Here is a 19501-nt window from a genome sequence, read left to right on the forward strand (position 1 = left end):
TTTTACAAAACACCAAAAATTTGTAAGATATTAACACACTTACCTTGAAAAAAAATGCTGGAATATCGATTAATAATCAGGGCTGGGGAAAAAAGCAATTTTACAGGTGCCTGGCCTGCAATTAGCCTTTATAATACTGTCTGTTTATTGATATAATGCAGGCAATATAGTTCTCAGGTTGTATAATGAAAAAGCAGGATTTTTATTTTGAATTACCCCAGGAGTTAATCGCTCAATATCCCCTAGCCAATCGAAGTGATTCCCGTTTGCTTTATTACAATCGAAAGCAGGCCGCTTATCAGCATCAGCAGTTTAAAAATCTGCCTGAACTATTAGAGCCCAATGATTTATTAGTCCTGAATAATACCAAGGTAATTCCTGCTCGATTTTTTGGAACAAAATCGACTGGCGGCAAGGTGGAGTTTTTAATAGAGCGCCGCATGGCTGATAATCAATTTCTGGCTCATATTAAAGCGAGTAAAACCCCAAAAAACGGATCGCTTATTCAGCTTGAAAAAGCCTGGCAGGTCGAGATCCTGGATAAGCTTGATGATCTTTATCTTTGTCGTTCGCTGGGTGATTTAGACTGTCTATTGCAAGAGGTAGGGCATATTCCGCTGCCGCTTTACATTAACCGTGAAGATAACCAGGCTGACGAAGAACGTTATCAGACCGTTTATGCGAAACATGAGGGCTCTGTTGCAGCGCCAACGGCGGGTTTGCATTTTGATGAGTTTGTAATCAGCCAGTTGCAGGAGAAAGGAATTCGTCTGATGAATGTCACCCTGCATGTCGGGGCTGGAACATTCAGACCCGTGCGTTGTGACGATATTCGCGATCACAAAATGCACCGCGAACAATTTGAGGTGAGTGAGGCAGTCTGCGAAGCGGTCAGCGAAACCCGCCAGCGAGGCGGGCGCGTGATTGCTGTAGGAACCACGGCCATGCGTACTCTGGAAAGTGCTGCCCGCGATGGATATTTAAAAGCTTTTAAGGGCGAAACAGACATCTTTATTTATCCGGGGTATCAATTTAAAGTGTGCGACGGGTTAATCACTAATTTTCACCTGCCGGAGTCCACCTTACTCATGCTGGTTTCAGCGTTTCTTGGCCGAGAACAGACGATGGCTCTATATGAAGAAGCAATTGCAAGGCGCTATCGGTTTTACAGTTATGGCGATGCGACTTTGTTATTGTAGGAATGCATGAGGAATTAAAATGTCAGGACAATTTACACCTGTCGTAACCACAACTGCCGGCAATTGTCTGAGCATGTCAAACTGGAAGTCCGCGGGGGCAGAGCAACTCTCTTTTTATCTTGACGAGCTCCTGATGAAACCCGGATTGGCTTTTTTTGAAGACAATAGTCTTAATTTGAGATCCTATTGCGGTTGGTTGGGCGAATTCGTTTTGAATCTTGGTAGTCTACGAATACAAAACAGGCGCTGCCAGATTCGTTCCCGCTACGATGGTCAATTAATATCAATTGAATTGCCCGAATTGGCAGCACTGATTTTAAGATTAAATCCCGATTTTCTGGTCTTGCCCGTAGTTGCTGATTCGCTGGACATTCTATGGAGTGATTTACCTGCCAGTATTAAAGTAATTTCCAATTCGTCTCCCCGTCCGGTATTTGGTCTTCGTACTTATTCACCTGGAGAATGTTTTAACAGTTTTTATAGTATGGCGCAGGACAGCCAGCAGCCATTATATCTCATTGGCCAGTTTAGCTGGCAGCAATTTCAGCGGTTGGCTGGCTTGCCTCTTCATGTTGTGGAAAGTGATCAACCTGCTGCTGATGCCTTATCCGGGATGGTCTATATAAGGATGGAGGTGCTCAATCTGCAGGATGAAATATGGCGCATGGATCATCAGCCAATTGATGAGCATTGCAGCTGTTCGGCCTGCCAGCAAGGCCTCACCCGGGCATATTTCCATCACTTGCTGCAGCATACTCCCTTGCTCTGCCAGCGATTTTTGATCGAACATAACATCCATTATTGTCTCCATCATTTACCTTAGCAGCAATTCGCTATATGATGTCACGCTAATTTGCTGGCACTTTCTGCCGGAGTTTGTAAATGAGGTCAATTGGAGGAGAGGCTTATGAGTTTTTTTATCAGTGATGCGATGGCTGCACAGACGCAGACCGGGCAGCAGGATGGCACATTTTCTCTGGTGATGATTCTTGCTATTTTTGTCCTTTTTTATTTTATGCTGATACGTCCACAGAATAAACGGGCCAAAGAACAACGTGAATTAATCAATAACCTGAAAAAAGGTGATGAAATCATTAGTGCAGGCGGCCTGGTAGGAAAAATCGTCAATCTTGATGAGCAATATATCAAGGTGAGTCTGGCAGATGGCGTTGAAATCATGATGCAACGAGCTGCAGTGAATGCAATTTTGCCAAAAGGCACAATTAAATCTCTATAAGTTTGGTAACTGGTAACGGAAATGCAGAATAAATATCCACTGTGGAAAAATATTGCGTTAGTTGTGTTGGCGGTGCTAGGGCTAATCTATGCCATTCCTAATTTATATAGTGAAGATCCTGCGGTTCAGATCACTTCTCAATCGCCCGTCGATGAACAACAACTGGCTGAGCAGGTTGAAACTATATTAAAGGACGCCAACCTACCGTATAGATCAATGAATATAGGTACAGATAGCATAGAGCTACGATTTAAAACAACCGATACTCAATTATTGGCTCGCGATGCAATTAAAAGCAGTCTTGGTTCGGATTATACTGTTGCTTTAAACCTGGCAGCAGCCACTCCGGAATGGCTTCGCAAAATTGGTGCAGAGCCAATGAAGCAAGGACTGGATTTAAGAGGCGGGGTTCATTTTTTACTGGAAGTGGATGTTGATAGCGTTATAGCACGCCGTTATGAAGGGCTGATGAAAAATATCGGCCAGAATTTGCGTGAAGCCGGCATTCGCTATAACGGAATACGCTATCAGCCAGATACTGGAGTTACCATACGTTTTCGTTCTGCTGATGTGGTGGAGAGTGCAGCGGCTGAAATTAAGGACAAGTTACCAGGAATTGTCGTTAGCAAATTAAAAGAAGGTTTTGGTTTAACCGTCGCTTTATCTCCAACAGAATTGAACAGCATCCGCCAGAATACCATTGAACAGACAATGGGTATTTTGCGAAATCGCGTCAATGAATTGGGAGTAGGCGAAGCGGTAGTTCAGCAGCAGGGCGCTACTCGCGTGGCCGTAGATCTTCCCGGAATTCAGGATGCAGCCAGAGCCAAACAAATTCTTGGCGGTACTGCGACTTTGCAATTCTATTTGGTCGATCAGGAGCATGATGCGCAGGTCGCCAAGCAAACTGGTGCTATCCCGGTTAATAGTAAACTCTATATGATGGATGGGCAGCCCATTCTTCTGAAACGCCAGGTGGTTTTAAGCGGTGATTCAATTACTTCTGCGGTTTCAAGCTTTGATCAGCAAACGGCTAGCCCTTCTGTGCAGATCCAGTTGGGAGGTGGCGGCGAAAGTCTGTTCACCAAGATTACCCGTGAAAATATTGGCAAACGCATGGCGATTGTTTATGTCGAAACCAAAACATCCACTCAGACAGTTGATGGTGTCGTCAAAAGGATTAACCGCCGTGAAGAGAGGGTAATCAGCGCGCCGGTTATTCAGAATGCCTTGGGTAACAATTTCCAGATCACTGGTCTGACAGACAGTAAAGAGGCCAGTAATTTAGCCCTTTTACTCAGAGCAGGCGCTTTACCCGCGGTAATTTATCCCGTTGAAGAACGTACTGTAGGACCTTCATTGGGCAAAGAAAACATTAAACGCGGCCTGGTTTCCCTGGAAGTGGGAATGGGATTGATTCTCATACTGATGCTGGTGTACTACCATTTCTTTGGATTGGTAGCCAATATCGCACTGTTTCTGAATCTCATCCTTTTAAGCGCTTTGCTATCATTGATAGGTACCACTTTGACCCTGCCGGGTATTGCCGCTTTCGTACTGACAGTGGGTATGGCTGTCGATGCCAACGTATTAATCTACGAGCGAATCCGGGAAGAACTGCGAAACGGTATGTCGCCACAGGCTGCTGTGTATGCCGGTTATGACCGGGCGTTTTCAACAATTATGGATGCCAACCTGACAACTCTGATTGTTGGGATCATCCTGTTTGCGATTGGCACCGGGCCTATTCGAGGCTTTGCGGTGATTTTATCGCTCGGGCTTTTGACTTCCATGCTGACCAGTATTACTTATACGCGTGCTATCGTGAATTGGTATTATGGTGGTCGTAATGTGAAAAAATTATCCATTGGTATTTAAGGCGAGGCAGAGATGGAATTTTTTAATCCAAATTCAAATGTCGATTTCATGGGAGCCAGGAAATGGACAGCGATCTTCTCGGCTCTCATTTTTATAATATCTATAGGTGCCCTGATTGTTAATGGTCTGAAATGGGGGCTTGATTTCACCGGTGGAACGCAAATTGAGGTCTCTTATGCGCAAGCGGCGGATTTAAATCAAATCCGCGATAATCTTTATAAAGAAGGATTTAAAGAAGCGCAGGTGGTCAGTTATGGCACATCCAAAGATGTATTGATTAGCATTGCTCCAAGAGCCGATATGGAACAATCCGTGCTGGTTGATAAGGTCATGTCGCAATTACCTGGAGCCACCAAACAGCGTGTGGATTTTGTCGGGCCGCAGGTTGGAGAGGAGCTGGCTACCAAAGGTGCACTGGCGATTTTGGTCTCCCTGTTAGCGACCATGATTTATATTGCAATGCGATTTGAATACCGTCTGGCAGTGAGCTCAGCGGTTGCCCTGATTCACGACCCGGTGTTAATTCTCGGTGTGTTCGCTCTGTTTGGCATTGAGTTTGACCTCAAGGCCCTGGCTGGCTTATTGGCTGTAATTGGCTACTCACTCAATGATACGATTGTCGTATTTGACAGGGTTCGCGAAAACTTTATTAAAATACGTCGCGCAAGCCCCCTGGAAATTATGAATATCTCTATCAATCAGACATTATCCAGAACAATCATGACCTCTTTGTTGACTTTATTCGTTGTGGTTGCTCTTTTTGTTTACGGTGGAGAAACGATTCATGGTTTCGCTCTGGCATTGATTATCGGTATTTTAGTGGGTACTTATTCTTCCATTTATGTAGCGGGCGCCCTGGCCGTTATGATGGGCCTTGATAGAAAAGACTTTCTACCTTCTCAGCGCAAAGAACTCGACGATCGCCCATAGCTATGGGTGATCTTAACAGCTGAAGGAGTATGTAATTCTTAATAACCTAGGATGGGACTTCAGATGAAAAAAGCTGATTTGGAACAATATACCAAAAACTATTATCAGAATATGGGTTTTGGAAGATACTTGATCAAGAGCGAAAAAAAGATGGCAGCGCTTAATGAGTTTGTTAACTCAATTAAGGACAATGTGGATTTAACTTCTCAACAAATATACAAACTGGCAGAATTACTGCTCACCAAACTGAAACCTCATGAAGCCGAGCTGATAGAACTGGAAGTTAAATTGGCCGACCTTGCTCAAAAGAAAGCGTCAGGAAAGAAATTATCTGATCCAAAAGCAGACTATAACAAAAGCCTTGTTGCTTTTTGGGAAATGGCCAATTTGGCTTTCGGGCACTTTACAGTCCTTACCAAACTGGAAAAAAAAGGGACACTAACCGAAGATGTTACAGCTCTGTGTGCAACGCATCCAAAGATGGCCTCTAAATTGGCTGATCAACTCATTGATCTTAACAATAAAGCCTGTCCTGCCGCTTTTGTATTATTAGCAGGAAAAATTGCCAATGCGATCCCTGATCCTGAGAAATTATCGAAATTTTATGATGATGCGTTTAAGAAGGCGGTTCCTGATGTTCTGTTCGCAAAATATATGGAAATACAAATCCTATTGAGTGAAGCGAAGCTTGAAGTTGAACCTGCTGTTCTATTTGGAATCGACCGATCGGAAATAGTCGATGTGGAAGCCTTAATTAAAAAGATGATTGAGCTTTCAAATAGCGAAAAATGGGATATCCAGCCATACCTGACTTTAGCTTGTAAGAGTGGAAAACACAGTGCCGAGCTAAATAAAGCTTTGGCAGGTCTTTTTGCTTTGCGCTGCGAGGAAAGCACACAAAAAGCTCTTTTGGATCTCATGTTTGCTTATCCAGAGTATAGCGGAACTGTGTTGAAGATTGCAGAAGAACTCCAGCGCAATAACTCATTAACAGAAGCATATGGTTCAGAACTCAGGAAATTTTATAATTTCGCTTCCAGGAATGCAGTTCCCGATGTTCTGTTTGCAAAATATCTGGATCTGCAAGTCATTTTAAGCGAAGCGAAGCTTGAGCTGGAGCCCGCTGTCCTGTTTGGAATTGAGAGTTCGGCAATAGTGAATGTTGAAGCCTTAACTCGAAAGATGGTTGAGCTTTCCAGTACTGAAAAATGGGATATCCAACCATATCTGACATTAGCCTGCAAGAGTGGAATACACAGTGCCGAGCTCCCTAAGGCTCTGGAAGGTCTTTTTGCACTGCGCTGTGAAGAAAGCTTGCGAAAGTCCCTCTTGGATACCATGTTCGCTTTCCCAGAGCATAGCGGCGCGGTGTTGAATATTGCTGAAGAGCTCCAGCATAATAACTTATTGACCGAGAAGTACAGTTCAAAACTCGGGGTATTTAAAAAAGAACTTCCTTATTTTGCGAGGCTTTTAGAAAAATTATCTGGAAGCAAAGATACACCTTCGGCGGAGAAAAAAGAGAGTTTATTAAATCCAGAAAATCTCGAACGCCTCATCACAGAGTCCTGTCACATAAAATCAATCCTGCAGGGCTGCCTGTATTTAGAAGCTGCCCAAAAGCTGGACCAGCATAATTTTACATTGATTATGAAAAAACCTTGCGCCGCTCATGGACTTGCCGAGACCTTATGCGGAAGAGAATCCAGTGCGGGAGCAAGAGATAAAGGGCTGTTAAAGCTTATTGCGGCAGAAAGAAGAGAAGGTCGGCTACAAAATCAACTGAATAAGGTCGAGCAGATAAAATCATCTGAACCAGCAAGGGAAGCGAAATCCTTAAGTGAGCAAATGCCTGCTAGAAGAAAACTAAGCTTTTTCAAGCTGATGAAAGAAGCCTTGCTGGATGCACCAATATTAAATCAAGAGGAAAGCGCATCAGCTCCGCGCGCGGTTGTTGCGTAAATGAAGACGGGTGTGCGAAAAATAGTCTTTGCGAGCGTTAGTGAAGCAATCCAGCTTCTAAGTTTGTTCAAGGATCGATCTGGATTGCTTCACTTCGTTCGCAAAGACTACAGATTAGTTGCTTGGTTCTATCTGTACAACAATGCTTTTCTGCGCCTGCGGGATGACAACGATGGCTAATTTATTAGATACAATCAGTGCGGTCGCTGTCTGAATAAATTTAGGGAGTTTTATGAAAAGAATAGGGATGTTGATTTTACTCTTACCACTGATTTTATCGCTTAATTCGCACTTGAAAGACGAGCCTTTTCCACCGGATGAAGAAGATATTCCTTGTTTTTCAAGCGCTGGAACAGGGGCTTAAGAGTAGAAGCATTGCGTATAGATTGCACAATGCTCACTCAACGTTGTCATTGAACCAGCGTAGAGGAGCTGCGTGTTAAAGCAAGTTATTCGGCCAGAAGACCATCTATTTTGGCGGCACAGATAAAATCATTGGCAGTTAAACCATTTAATGCATGGGTCATAAAGGTTATATGGCAATAATTATAACCGACCTCAAGATCCGGATGGTGGTTTTCTACATTCGCTATCCAGGCAACGGCATTAACAAAGGCCATTGTTTCATAGAAATTATCGAAAGAAAAAGAACGTTTAATCGCCTGATGCTCATTAACAACCTGCCATCGTTCATGCAATTGGGAAAGTAAATTCAGGATTTGTTCCGCATTGAGGGTTTGCCCAATTCCTTCACAGGACTCACAGTGTTTTTGACGCAAATCATTAGTCATACAGTCTCCTTATTGGCTGATAAACATGTCGGTAATGTAGCAAGCAGGCGTGCATTCTGTTCTTTTGTGCCAATACTTATTCTTAGATGATTTGGTAATGCATAAGGAACAAGCGGCCTTACGATGATACCATGCTGAAGCAGGGATTGGTAAACTGGTAATGCATTTTGCTTACAATCAATGGTTAAAAAATTACAGGCAGAGGGAAGACAAGACAAACCCAAATCACTAAATCCCGCGGCCAGTTGCTCCATACCCTGCGTATTCACACTTAAGGTTTCTGCAACGAAGTTCTGATCAGCAAGCGCCTCAATGCCTGCCTGCATTGCGACCTGATTAACTGCAAAGGGTAGTTGAACTCGCAATAGCAACTGAATAATATCAGGATGGGCTATCGCATAACCAAGACGAAGCCCTGCCAGCCCATAGGCTTTCGAAAACGTACGGGTAATAATTAAATTGGGATATTGATTTAAAAATTGAAGTGCACCGGGCTGCCTGGCTGGATAGGCAAACTCATAATAGGCCTCATCAAGAACAACTATGGTAGAGCTTGGTATTGAAGCCATTAAGCGTCCGATTTCCTGCAAATCAAGCAGTAAACCGGTAGGATTATTCGGATTCGCAATAAAGATCAGGGCAGTATTGAGCGATGTGCGTTTGATTAATTCATCAATATTGACTTCCCACTCATTGAGCGCCGGACATATAGAGGTCGGAATCCCCAGAGTTTGAGCCTGAATCTGATAAGAAATAAAGGCGTGCTGATGCGTTAAAATCTCCTTTCCGCTGTGCAGGGCAAATGCAGTCATCACGGTATTAAAAAGCAAATCGGAACCATTGGACAAGGTCAGCATGGCTTCTTCAACACCGAGCCGATTCGCCAGTTGTTTTCTCAATGGATGGATGCCTGGACTAGGGTAAGTCGCGATAGTCGTACTGCCTAGCTTTTTAAGCACATCCAGGACATGCGGGCTGCAACCCAATGGGTTTTCATTACTGGCTAGTTTGATGATATTATCAATCCCTAGTTCGCGAGCAAGCTCCTCAATAGACTTACCCGGCACATAGGGATTAAGCGTTTTGATTCCTGGATGAGGAAGTGAGAAAAAATCACAGGCCAAAAGACTCTCCTTTTTCATGCCAAGAAAATATATTTACCCAAGTAAGCCTGAATTGCAACTCGTATACGCAGCCTGCCCCAGATAGTACTGTCAGCAAAATATACTCTCCTGATAAAATAAAAACATATTGGAATTATATGTCCTACTTATTTAATAAGTTTAATACAGAGCCAAGAGGATCTGAGAAATATTAAGTCTTCTTATAAAAAATATTGAACAAGAGGGCTGAAAGAGATAATCTCTCCCTGCAAGTTTGACCCCGGGAATATAAATGGAAATATACAAGGGATTTTCTTTGATTGAAGTGCTTATTGCCCTTTTTTTGGTTGGAACAGGAGCGCTGGGTCTTATCTCAGTACTTTGGCAGAGTTCACATCGGCTCAATGAGTCGCTTGACCAATTTTCTCAATTCATTATCCGTGTCAACCAGCAGGAAGAAGGTGGCCTTTTATGCGCTTTCAGCAGGGAATAAGTCTCGTTGAGTTGCTCATCAGCTTATTTTTATCAAGTCTGTTATTGATGGTTCTCAACCAGCAATACATAAACACCCGGCAACAATACTATCACAGTCAAAATCTGCTTGAGAAAGAAAATGATCTGCTGATGCTCGTTCAGTTGCTGAGGGATAGTTCGCGGCGTGCAGGTTTTAGTCCCTGCGCAAATATCGCAAGTTTAATTAATCCTGGTTTGGAAACGATACACATTGATAACCGTAAAATGGAATTGCGTTTAGCGAGGATGAATGAATCCTTTTCACGCCTGTTGGAGGAGAATGGAAAAATCATTCTGCTTGAAAAAAATGAAACGATAAAAGCGGGACAGACAATTGTCATTGCTGATTGCTTTCATGCGGAAACTCGCCTGGTAAAAATCACCAGGTTTAATCATTTTGGCCAGTTGCTGGAACTGGATCGCGCACTCATTTATCAATATCTTGATCCTGTCTATGCAGGGCTCTGGATTCAGGAGCAATTTTCTGTAGAAAATCATAGCCCAACTTCTCCTGCACTCTTTTACACTTTTAATAAAAAAGAAGAACTGAGCGGCATCATTGATGGAATGAAGACTGAACTGATTAGAAAAGGCGGCTATTGCTTTCTAAAAACAATGCTATTTTTAAAAAAAAGCAAGCCAGTTGAATTATTGACGCGAGTCCGTACCGTATGAAAAGTTCGCAGGGAATGATTCTAATCGTTTTTTCATTAATTTTAAGTTTTATCGCTTTACTGGTTATGGCTCAAAGCGAATCCTTGTTATTATTTTACAAAAATTTAGGACAGATGATCCATATTCAAAGCGAAATCCAGCTCCTGGAAGAGGAGGCCATCCGATTGCTAAAACAGAAAAACAATACATGTATAGTATTTGCTCAGGGAGCTAATGAAATTCTTCATCAGCTGCAATCAAGATCGGCATGCTGTATCATGCATGAGGAAAAAAAATACTGTTATTTGCTTGAAGACTTAGGGGAGTTTCCTTGTCTTCCGATCAAGAATAAATACCTGAGTCATCAGTGGCGAATTACACTAAGCGAAAATGAATTACGACCCTTAATCATGCAGATTCGCTACGCTGAAGCAGGGCGCCCTCAACAATGCCTGGAAAATCAATCCAGGGTGATAGAGGAAGGAGTCCAAAGTTTAAGAATACTGTAAACGATGACTATCAGGATGCTGAGGGGCCATTTATCCCCCTGCTGATATCCACCAGCTGATCGCTATCCAGTACCTCAATCGCCTGCCTTGGTTTGGATTTATATTCATAGATTCCAAAGCTCAGGATTTTAAGTATAATTCGCGTAAATTTTTCAAAAGTACTGTGCAGTGAAGATAAAGAGGGTTTGTCCAGAACTGTATCTTGTACCGTTTTCTTTAAATCATCGCTATATTTAACCAGCAGCAAGCCTGCATTATGCGTATTGCCCGTTTCCAGAATGAACTTAATGCTATCATCCAATTCTGTTTGTGAGGCATTGAATTTAAGAAGCGCATCATCGATGTCTTTTAGTTGCTGTTGCTTTAGCGGATCGGAACTCTCTGGGTCAATTGAAGTTTTAAATTGTTCCAGGCTATTAATTGCCTCCATTAGATTTTCATGCAGTTTCCTTAAGCGGGCAAGAGGGGGCAATTCGATATAGTTCATAACCGATTTTACTGCTGATGTAACGATCGGTTTATAATTTTTAGGACATTTGGATAAGTCATCAAGTTCCTTCTGATATTTGGGTAGTTCCCGTACAATGAGGTCCAAATGTGCCTGGTATTCGGTACTAAAATAATCAAGATCTTCGAGGTCCTCGGTCACATTCCTGTATTTCATGGTGAGTGATTCGACTTCCACATAGACATCAGTGGTCAGATCAAGCAGGCTTACAAGGTTATTACCAAAAGTGCTTGCCTGGGTGGCAGAACGAAATAATTTAGGGGCATATTCCTTTGTCAATTCAAGCACACAGGCTCGCCACATTTGCGCTTGCTCCCGGTTTTGAAAATGGAGTTTGGCTGGATAAATTGATTTGAGTTGGGTCAGCACTTCCTCAACGCTCTCCCGATTTACAGCCACAGAGGGTTTTCTCTTTTGAATTGTTCCAACAATTTTATCTTGAAGCTCATTAGCCAGATTAATAACCTGACATATGGCTTGTGCTGTAATAGGCAAGCTTAGGGAAGCGTTAATCGCTGTGATTAAATCTTCAAATTCATCGAGAACCAATTTATCGTTCAATGGACCAGGCATACCCGGGGTTGTAGAATCACCTTTGCCAAGCTCAGGAGCAGGACTGATAATTTCCAAATTAAAAGCAGGAGTCGTTAAGAGTTCATCCTGTTCTCCATCATTAGAGAAGAGGTTTTCTTCTGGCGGCAGCGAAGGTAAATCAATCACTGTCAACTCAGGAAGAGGGGCTGGCATGCTGAGGTCTTGCGAGCGAGCTGGTTGGGGTGACGGATTGCAATTAAAAAAAGAAGCCCTTGGCAAGGGTGATGAGGGGATTACCCTGATTAATTCTTCCTCTTCTGCCTTTGGAACTGGTTGAGTTCCCTGAGTGCTTATCTGAACAGGCTCCATTAGTGAATTGACAATTTCATTCAGTTGGGAGACGCCCTTTAAAGTATACGGCTTGCCTTGTTCCCGGAGTCTGAGGCAATTTCTAACGGCAGCGATTATTTCTGGAGAATACTCATGAATAAATTCAGGCAACTGAGTAATTAGTTCTAAAAATAAGGAACCTGGCTCTGGATTAATAATTCGAATGGCCATCTCTTTGGGAACCGCATTGAGTAGCGTTGCATATTTCGATAGTTGCAGGGCAAGTAAATCAAGGAATTCAATTTCGTTTTTCCTGTCAAGCCCAGTTGACACTCCCTCGTACATCCTGTTAACGTGTTGTTTGAGTATATCCAAACCCATTCGAGTCACACTGGGGTTATCTTTCAAAAGCCGAACTATATGGCCTAGCTTTGAGTCATCCGCTATTTCATAGTCCACGCGTTCCAGCTCATTATCGGTTCTTTCCCAATGCCCGCCATCTCCAGCTCCTCCGATGCCTCCTTCATGATAAACATCGATTAATCCAACCGGGTCGTGTAATGCGATATGCGGAAGAGTTTTGGGAGGTGTCCCGGCTTTGTGATAAGTAAACATAATCCCCAAAGGTGCTGCGACAAAGGTTGAAATTTCATCGGGGCTGGCGGAGTGAAAACGATTTTGTAATTCTGGAACTGGTTCAGACATCTGCCGTATATAAGCTTCCAGTCCGGTTTTATCTTCAAAAAAGTCAGGTAATGCCAAATCAACTTTCATTGAATCAGCCATAAATTGACGTAGTACGGGTCCTAAGATGATTTGCTGGTCGAATGGATTATATTGCCGTAAAAGTTCCGCGAGTTCTGTCCAGGATATTTCTTTTCCTTCAAGGTAGGTAGCCGCAAACGTCTGTTTCAAACGCTCATAGTTCACATCATCCTGAGGACGGCTGTAACTGCCGTCGCTGCCCCGTTTCATGCACTCCTGAACAATTTCAGGGGTTAGAAAATGCATTGGGCAGTTATTCAGTAAGGCAGAAATTTTTGGATAGGCCATTTTCTTTTCTAAATTTAAACATATGTTATAAAAATAACACAGATATGAGGTTTGTATCAACTAGTGCCTGATTAATAGGCAGTAATAAATCGTGACAAATCTGTAAAGCATCCCGTTATGAGTAATGCCGGAGCGCGTAGGGGGGTGGATGAGAGAGGGATTCCCGCATAGCGGGAATCCGGGTTAATTACTGTGAGGTTTTATTTCCACTGTTAGTTGTGGTTTGATTGGTGGAAGGCACGCTTTGTTGCCCAGAACCTATTTGTCTGGGTGAGGCGATCATCTGCATAATACCCAGATCACCGGTAATTTTACGTCCAATGACTAAGTAAACAGAGAGAGGCTGAGTCAGCTTTTCTTTGTCATTCTGGTAGACTACCTGCAATGGAAAGGTGATTTTCCATTGGTTATCTTTACTCTCTACAACTTGTTCCTGGCCATCGATCATACTGCTGACCATTAATTTTTGGGCTTTGATGGCTTCCAGGTTGCCTGATTTGGTCAATGCATCATTGAAACTTTGCCAACCCTGATCCGTATAGCAATTTTTCAGTGATGCAAGTTGCTGATCAACGGTATTAAAATCCAGATCAAACGATTGTTGTAATGCTTTTGCTGCCCATTTAATCACAAGGGATTGCTCAATTTGGGTGGTTTCTGCAGGTATGCGGTAATTGCAATCAATGACCTGAGGCTGAGCAGTTGCAGGAATTGTTGTCGTCTGGGTTGTTTGTCCAGCGGGAACGACTGTGGGTTTCACGGAAGTATTGGCCGGATTCGCTGTGTTCGCTGCAGGAGTTGTCTGGGTCGTTGTCTGGCTGGGTGTTTGAGTAGTGGTCGTGGTGGTTTGAGTTTTGATTGTGGCAGGAGTTGTTGCCTGTTTTGTCTGGGTTGTACTGTCGGTCTGACCACTTTGAGTCTGTGTGGCGGCCCCAGACTGGCCAGCTTGCCCATTCTGATTTTGGGTTGCTGCGGCGGGCTGACTGGTTTGACTGCCTTGATTTTGAGTAGTTGTATCCGGTTGAGTTGTTTGTGCGGCTACAGGCTGAGTTAAAATAGCAGCAGGTTTGTTATCGGCATGCGCAGTCGCACACATTATAGATAACACACTACCACACAACACTAATTTATTCATTGGTTGACTCCTTGCAATAAAATTCACGTAACTATTCACCACGTTCAACGAAAAGCCATATTTGGTGCATCTTGGACGATCTCGATTCAAAAAACTGCTCACATACTGATGTATGCTGCGCTTTTTTTGAATCGAGATCGTCCAACCTGCGCTCAAATCTGTCTTTTCCCCTTAAAGGATTCAAAATGTGGTGAATGGATACAAATTCACAACTTAAAGACCATTAATTGTTCGCTCTGATTTCAATTAATCCATCTTTTCAATATCAACAGACGTTTAATCAACAGGTTAGATTACTATCTTACAATTCATGAATTTACGCAACCAGCGCAGATGATCCTGAATAAAATTAATGCTTTCAAACTGAGCTTTCAAGATGGTATTAACAAAACCAGAGACCTGTTATCATTTCCTCTATTTAAAATTGACAGAGGCTGCTGCGGTTTAACTTGTCAATCCCTGAATAGTAGCGGCCTGGCAGTGAGGATAACTATGTTTTTAATTACCGGAGGCGGCACTGGTATTGGACGTGCCTTGGCTATTGCACTGACTGAACGACAAAAAGAAGTCCTGATTGTGGGGCGGCGAATCGATGTACTTGAATCAACAGCCAGTCTGTCAGAGCGAATTTCATTTTTTCAATGTGATGTCTCCAAGGCCCGGGATCGTCAGCGTCTCGTGGATCATTTAGAGACAAGGGGCAATCTGGAAGGTCTGGTGCACAATGCTGGAGTGATTACACCGATTCAGCCAGTTCAAACTGTCAGTGAAGTTGACTGGAACCGCTTTATTAAGACTAATTTAAATGCACCGCTTTTTTTATCTCAATTACTCCATCATAAACTGAGCCAGGGGCGAGTACTGCATATCGGTTCAGGCGCCGCCTATTTTCCAGTTGCCGGATGGGCAGGCTATTGCGTATCTAAAGCAGCATTGGCTATGCTGACGCGCTGCTGGCAATTAGAAGAGAAAGGGGTTGCTTTCGCCAGTGTAATGCCGGGTATTATTGACACGCCTATGCAGGAAATTATTCGTGAAGCCAGTCACATGGAAAATGAAAAGCAAAGTTTTTTTAAATCCCTGAAGGCTGAACAGCGACTGCTTGAGCCCTCTACAGTGGCTCTGTTTTTGACATGGCTGCTAATTGATGTTCCCAAAGAGGAATATATTGCGCAGGAGTGGGATATTTATGACACAAGTCATCACTCTGCCTGGTTAAAAACTCCTCATATCGTACCTCACTGGGAGTAATATGAGTCTCACCATTTTAAAAAATGCTTTGACGCTTGCTTCGAATGGATCGGAAAGGGGCGGACAGTCAATTGTTATTTCGCAGGATAAAATTGCCTGGTGTGGAAAGGATGAACTGCTTCCTGTGGAATTTCAGCGCATCGATGCCTTGATTGAGGATTGTCAGGGGCAGTTGATTACTCCCGGTCTTATTGATTGCCATACACATCTTGTATATGCCGGCGATCGCTCCAGAGAATTTCAGCGAAAACTCGAAGGTGCCAGTTATACGGATATTGCCAGAGAAGGCGGAGGTATTGTCTCCACGGTGACGCAGACTAGAAAGGCTTCATTGGAAGAACTGATTGAACAGTCCTTGCCTCGCCTGCTTGCCTTGCGCTCAGAAGGTGTTACCAGCGTTGAAATCAAATCGGGCTATGGCCTTGATCTGGACAATGAAATTAAAATGCTGAAAGCGGCAAGGCAGCTGCAGACTTTCAGCGGAATGCGGATTAAAACCAGCTTTCTGGGTGCGCATGCAGTGCCTGTCGAGTATAAACACAATGCACAGGCTTATGTGGATTATTTATGTGCAGAGGTACTGCCTGCTGTGGCCGACCAGGGGTTGGCTGATGCGGTCGATGTATTTTGTGAATCCATTGGTTTTAATCTTGCTCAAACAGAGCAAATATTCAATGCTGCGCACTACTATAAGATTCCGCTCAGATGCCATGCGGAACAGATTTCCAACCTGGGTGCAAGCAGACTGGCCGCGAGCATGAAGGCTTTATCCTGCGATCATCTGGAATATCTGGAGGAGGAGGGTGCAAGAGCTTTAGGCGAAAACGGTACTGTCGCAGTTCTGTTGCCGGGTGCTTATTATTTCCTTGCAGAGAAAAGGAAGCCGCCGGTAGAGCTTCTGCGTCAGCATGGGGTGGATATTGCTATTGCAACGGATTGTAATCCAGGCTCATCACCAACAGCGTCTTTATTGCTGATGATGAGTATGGCTTGCCGTTTCTTTTCCTTAAGCATTCCGGAAGTACTCAAAGCCGTTACAGTAAATGCAGCAAAAGCCTTGGGTATTCATCAGGAAACTGGCATACTTGCCGCTGGTTTTGCCGCGGACCTTGTTCGCTGGTCAGTAAAAGAAAGTGCTTCCCTGTGTTATTATTTTGCTTACCCTCTTCCTCACAGCACAATGATTGGCGGAAAATGGTTAAAGCAGTAGAGGAGTCGTTATGAAAAAAATAGTACAAATACTGATGTTATTAACTCTAATGACTGGCGGCGTTTCTAACGCACTGGCATCGGTAAAAACAGTCACCATCAAGCAGGAAGATGAAAAGCTGGTTTTGGATATTAACTACCCTCAGGGCTATGCCAGCAACACAATAAACAAACCTGTTCAGGATTTTATTAGTAAGCAAAAGGAAGCCATTTTAGAGATAAACAAACAGGATAATTTATCTGCCGATATCCCTGGTAAAAATGGATTATACATCAATTATCAAACCAAGTTTTCCAATGCCTGTATTCTGAGTCTTTTATTTAATGTCTCAAGCAATATGAGAGGCGCCGCTCATCCTTCCCAAAGCATTAAGACATTCAACTTTTTTAATGGGCAAGAGATTAGTCTGGATTCACTGTTTAAACCGGAGAGTGACGCACTCAATCAAATCGCAAAATTCTGTCATGATCATTTCGTCAAGCAAGGAAAGGCAGATGAAAACTGGATTAATGAAGGAACGAAACCCACTGCTGAAAATTATAAAAGCTGGTATTTCACTAGGTCTGGAGTAATGATTGTGTTTGATACCTATCAGGTTGCAGCCTATGTCTATGGACCGCAAAAAGTCCTGATTCCCTACTCAATGCTTAAGCCCTGGATTAAACCGGAAATTGCCAAGGCTGTCTGGGGTAATGCATGACCAAGTCTGTTGTGAAAGAAATAAAAGAGCCCTATATAGCTGAGTTAACACTCCGTAGTATTTTGCTGGCGGTATTACTGACTGTACTACTGGCTATGTCCAATGCCTATCTGGCATTGAAGCTGGGGATACTGACCTCCGCATCTATTCCTGCCGCTATTATTTCAATGGGTATTTTACGATTTTTCAAAAATGCGACCATTCTCGAAAATAATGCGGTACAAACGGCTGCTTCGGCAGGTGAGGCTGTTGCAGGAGGTATCGTTTACACCATTCCCGCTTTAGTTATTATCCATTACTGGCATCATTTTGATTACATTAACAACTTCATGATTGCAGCCTGCGGCGGGATTTTGGGGGTACTTTTTTCAATCCCCTTACGCCGGGTACTGGTTAATGAACCGGTTTTGAAATTCCCGGAGGGCCGGGCAATTGCCGAGGTGTTAAAATCTTCGAGAAGCTCTGGCATCCGCGATATCTTTTTAGGCGGGGCTATTGGCGGTTTAATTGAATTATTGCAGGTTGGCTTTAAACTGATTGCCAGCAGTTGGAGTGTCTGGTTTGTTGCCAGACGTTCCCTTTTTGGTTTTGGTGCCGGATTTTCTGCCACTATGATTGGTGCAGGTTATCTGGTTGGCTTTGAAATGGCTATCAGTATTTTTATCGGCTCGGTGGTATCCTGGTTAATTGCTCTGCCAATTGTGAGTCGATTTTATCCCGAGTTCCTACATCAATATCCGGTTGAGCAGGCAGCGGCTTTCCTCTGGGATAGCGAAATGCGCTATTTAGGAATTGGTGCTATGCTTTTCGCCGGTGTATGGACTTTCCTGAAGCTTATCAAGCCATTGGCCAAAAGTATTTCTGTCTCCTTTGATGCCTTTGTCACCAAGAACCGTAAGGATAGTTTTTTTCCCCGAACGGATCGGGATATTCCGTTGCCGTTTTTATTAATCGGGATCATGCTGATGTCGGGCATCCTGTTTTTCTTTTTTCAGTATATTTTTCCTACTGAAGCAGTCGGGTTTTCAGAGGATTCGGCTCCCGGTCTGGCATTCGCAGCGGTTTTATACGTTCTCATCGTTGGATTTTTATTTTCGGTAATGACTGGTTATTTTTCAGGAATGGTAGGGGTAACTGCCAGTCCCGGAAGTTCTGTTGTGATTGCCGGAATGTTATTTGCTGCCTGGGTATTATTGACCTTTATCAATAAAATGCTGCCTTTGCCTTTTACCGAGGATCAGATTAAAGCGGCGGAAGCGATAACCATCATTATTGGCTCCATTGTGACGGGTATTGCAGCGATTGCAAATGACAACACTCAGGATTTGAAAGTGGGGCAGCTGGTTGGCGCAACCCCATGGCGTCAGCAGGTGATGCTGCTTTTAGGCGTTATCGTTTCCGCATTAGTTATCCCTCCAGTAATGCAGCTTTTATTTGATGTATATGGCATTGCCGGTGTGATGCCCCATGAAGGAATGGACCCTGCCCAATCCTTACCCGCACCGACTGCCGCATTAATGGCTGCCATTACCGAAGCAGTTTTCAGGAATACGTTGCCCTGGGCGATGATGTTAATAGGTTCCGCCATCATTGTGGCAATTATCATTATTGACAAATTGTTTAAAATTCATCGCATAATCCGCTTGTCAATTCTTGGTATAGCTATCGGGATGTACCTTCCTATTGCATCCTCATTTCCTCTGTTTTTAGGCGGCCTGATTTACATGCTGGTTCAATGGTCCTTAAAACGCAGAAAAATAAATGAGGAAGAAAAGAAAGAACGTAAACAAATCGGGATTCTTCTGGCCTGCGGACTTGTAGCAGGTTCGGCCATTGTCGATGTATTGCTGGCGGTGCCATTCTCTCTTCTGCACTCCCCGGATGCCTTAAAACTGGTGGGAGACGGCTGGCATAATTATGGAGTCGCCCTGGGAGTTATCTCGACAATCCTGTTGGCTTTATGGATTGAACGCAGGGTTTGCCACTCTGAAAAAAGTAATTAAT

The 19501-nt window shown here is 43.5% G+C and carries 18 protein-coding genes; 14 read left to right on the forward strand and 4 right to left on the reverse strand.

Translation table 11 applies throughout. From position 1 onward, the window contains the following. The first annotated feature begins 185 nt into the window (after positions 1 to 185). The 7 genes from queA to E1O89_RS15575 all read left to right on the forward strand — a co-directional run bounded on the left by queA (position 186) and on the right by E1O89_RS15575 (position 7570). Positions 186 to 1199, forward strand: a complete 1014-nt coding sequence (queA, locus tag E1O89_RS00240) for a tRNA preQ1(34) S-adenosylmethionine ribosyltransferase-isomerase QueA (protein ID WP_133138427.1) — start codon at positions 186 to 188, stop codon at positions 1197 to 1199. Between the two features lie 19 nt (positions 1200 to 1218). Beyond that, positions 1219 to 2022: a tRNA-guanine transglycosylase gene (locus E1O89_RS00245; protein ID WP_133138428.1), complete on the forward strand. Its 804-nt coding sequence runs from the start codon at positions 1219 to 1221 to the stop codon at positions 2020 to 2022. A gap of 84 nt (positions 2023 to 2106) precedes the next feature. After that, entirely contained in the window at positions 2107 to 2436 is a 330-nt protein-coding gene (gene yajC, locus E1O89_RS00250; protein ID WP_112219036.1) for a preprotein translocase subunit YajC, read from the forward strand. Positions 2437 to 2457: 21 nt separating this feature from the next. Continuing rightward, positions 2458 to 4314, forward strand: coding sequence for a protein translocase subunit SecD (gene secD / locus E1O89_RS00255; protein ID WP_133138429.1), 1857 nt, complete (start codon positions 2458 to 2460; stop codon positions 4312 to 4314). Positions 4315 to 4326: 12 nt separating this feature from the next. Then, positions 4327 to 5244 carry a protein translocase subunit SecF gene (gene secF, locus E1O89_RS00260; protein ID WP_112219034.1) on the forward strand — a complete coding sequence of 306 codons (918 nt, stop codon included), beginning with the start codon at positions 4327 to 4329 and terminating at the stop codon, positions 5242 to 5244. A 63-nt stretch (positions 5245 to 5307) separates the two neighbouring features. Next, positions 5308 to 7206: a hypothetical protein gene (locus E1O89_RS00265; protein ID WP_133138430.1), complete on the forward strand. Its 1899-nt coding sequence runs from the start codon at positions 5308 to 5310 to the stop codon at positions 7204 to 7206. 232 nt (positions 7207 to 7438) lie between these two features. Continuing rightward, positions 7439 to 7570 carry a hypothetical protein gene (locus E1O89_RS15575; RefSeq protein WP_262337348.1) on the forward strand — a complete coding sequence of 44 codons (132 nt, stop codon included), beginning with the start codon at positions 7439 to 7441 and terminating at the stop codon, positions 7568 to 7570. Positions 7571 to 7655: 85 nt separating this feature from the next. Here E1O89_RS15575 and E1O89_RS00270 read toward each other — a convergent pair whose 3' ends face one another. Both E1O89_RS00270 and hisC read right to left on the reverse strand, forming a co-directional pair. Next, positions 7656 to 7997 carry a 4a-hydroxytetrahydrobiopterin dehydratase gene (locus E1O89_RS00270; RefSeq protein WP_058508863.1) on the reverse strand — a complete coding sequence of 114 codons (342 nt, stop codon included), beginning with the start codon at positions 7995 to 7997 and terminating at the stop codon, positions 7656 to 7658. Next, entirely contained in the window at positions 7994 to 9121 is a 1128-nt protein-coding gene (hisC, locus tag E1O89_RS00275) for a histidinol-phosphate transaminase (protein WP_133138431.1), read from the reverse strand. Before hisC ends, E1O89_RS00270 begins: the two co-directional genes overlap by 4 nt. A gap of 271 nt (positions 9122 to 9392) precedes the next feature. On the opposite strand from hisC, the gene E1O89_RS00280 reads away from it, so the two are divergent. Genes E1O89_RS00280 through E1O89_RS00290 form a run of 3 tightly spaced genes read left to right on the forward strand, consistent with a single transcriptional unit; the run spans position 9393 to position 10776 of the window. Beyond that, the gene (locus E1O89_RS00280; RefSeq protein ID WP_133138432.1) at positions 9393 to 9593 is read left to right on the forward strand and encodes a prepilin-type N-terminal cleavage/methylation domain-containing protein; all 201 of its coding nucleotides are present in this window, start codon (positions 9393 to 9395) and stop codon (positions 9591 to 9593) included. After that, a complete protein-coding gene (locus E1O89_RS00285; protein WP_133138433.1) occupies positions 9572 to 10288 on the forward strand; it encodes a prepilin-type N-terminal cleavage/methylation domain-containing protein in 717 nt (238 codons plus the stop codon). The genes E1O89_RS00280 and E1O89_RS00285 overlap by 22 nt, the downstream gene beginning before the upstream one ends. Continuing rightward, a complete protein-coding gene (locus tag E1O89_RS00290; RefSeq protein WP_133138434.1) occupies positions 10285 to 10776 on the forward strand; it encodes a hypothetical protein in 492 nt (163 codons plus the stop codon). Before E1O89_RS00285 ends, E1O89_RS00290 begins: the two co-directional genes overlap by 4 nt. 10 nt (positions 10777 to 10786) lie before the next feature. Here E1O89_RS00290 and E1O89_RS00295 read toward each other — a convergent pair whose 3' ends face one another. Both E1O89_RS00295 and E1O89_RS00300 read right to left on the reverse strand, forming a co-directional pair. Beyond that, positions 10787 to 13201, reverse strand: a complete 2415-nt coding sequence (locus E1O89_RS00295) for a hypothetical protein (RefSeq protein WP_133138435.1) — start codon at positions 13199 to 13201, stop codon at positions 10787 to 10789. Positions 13202 to 13388: 187 nt separating this feature from the next. Beyond that, the gene (locus E1O89_RS00300) at positions 13389 to 14336 is read right to left on the reverse strand and encodes a DotI/IcmL family type IV secretion protein (RefSeq protein ID WP_262337349.1); all 948 of its coding nucleotides are present in this window, start codon (positions 14334 to 14336) and stop codon (positions 13389 to 13391) included. A 492-nt stretch (positions 14337 to 14828) separates the two neighbouring features. Between E1O89_RS00300 and E1O89_RS00305 the strand changes: the two genes are divergently transcribed. Genes E1O89_RS00305 through E1O89_RS00320 form a run of 4 tightly spaced genes read left to right on the forward strand, consistent with a single transcriptional unit; the run spans position 14829 to position 19500 of the window. After that, positions 14829 to 15587 carry an SDR family NAD(P)-dependent oxidoreductase gene (locus E1O89_RS00305; protein ID WP_133138436.1) on the forward strand — a complete coding sequence of 253 codons (759 nt, stop codon included), beginning with the start codon at positions 14829 to 14831 and terminating at the stop codon, positions 15585 to 15587. A 1-nt stretch (position 15588) separates the two neighbouring features. Next, a complete protein-coding gene (gene hutI, locus E1O89_RS00310; RefSeq protein WP_133138437.1) occupies positions 15589 to 16797 on the forward strand; it encodes an imidazolonepropionase in 1209 nt (402 codons plus the stop codon). A 10-nt stretch (positions 16798 to 16807) separates the two neighbouring features. Then, positions 16808 to 17497, forward strand: a complete 690-nt coding sequence (locus E1O89_RS00315) for a DUF3298 and DUF4163 domain-containing protein (RefSeq protein ID WP_133138438.1) — start codon at positions 16808 to 16810, stop codon at positions 17495 to 17497. Continuing rightward, a complete protein-coding gene (locus tag E1O89_RS00320; protein WP_133138439.1) occupies positions 17494 to 19500 on the forward strand; it encodes an OPT family oligopeptide transporter in 2007 nt (668 codons plus the stop codon). The genes E1O89_RS00315 and E1O89_RS00320 overlap by 4 nt, the downstream gene beginning before the upstream one ends. Position 19501 lies beyond the last annotated feature (1 nt).

It is taken from the genome of Legionella genomosp. 1 (assembly GCF_900640215.1).
GTDB lineage: Bacteria > Pseudomonadota > Gammaproteobacteria > Legionellales > Legionellaceae > Legionella_C > Legionella_C quinlivanii_A.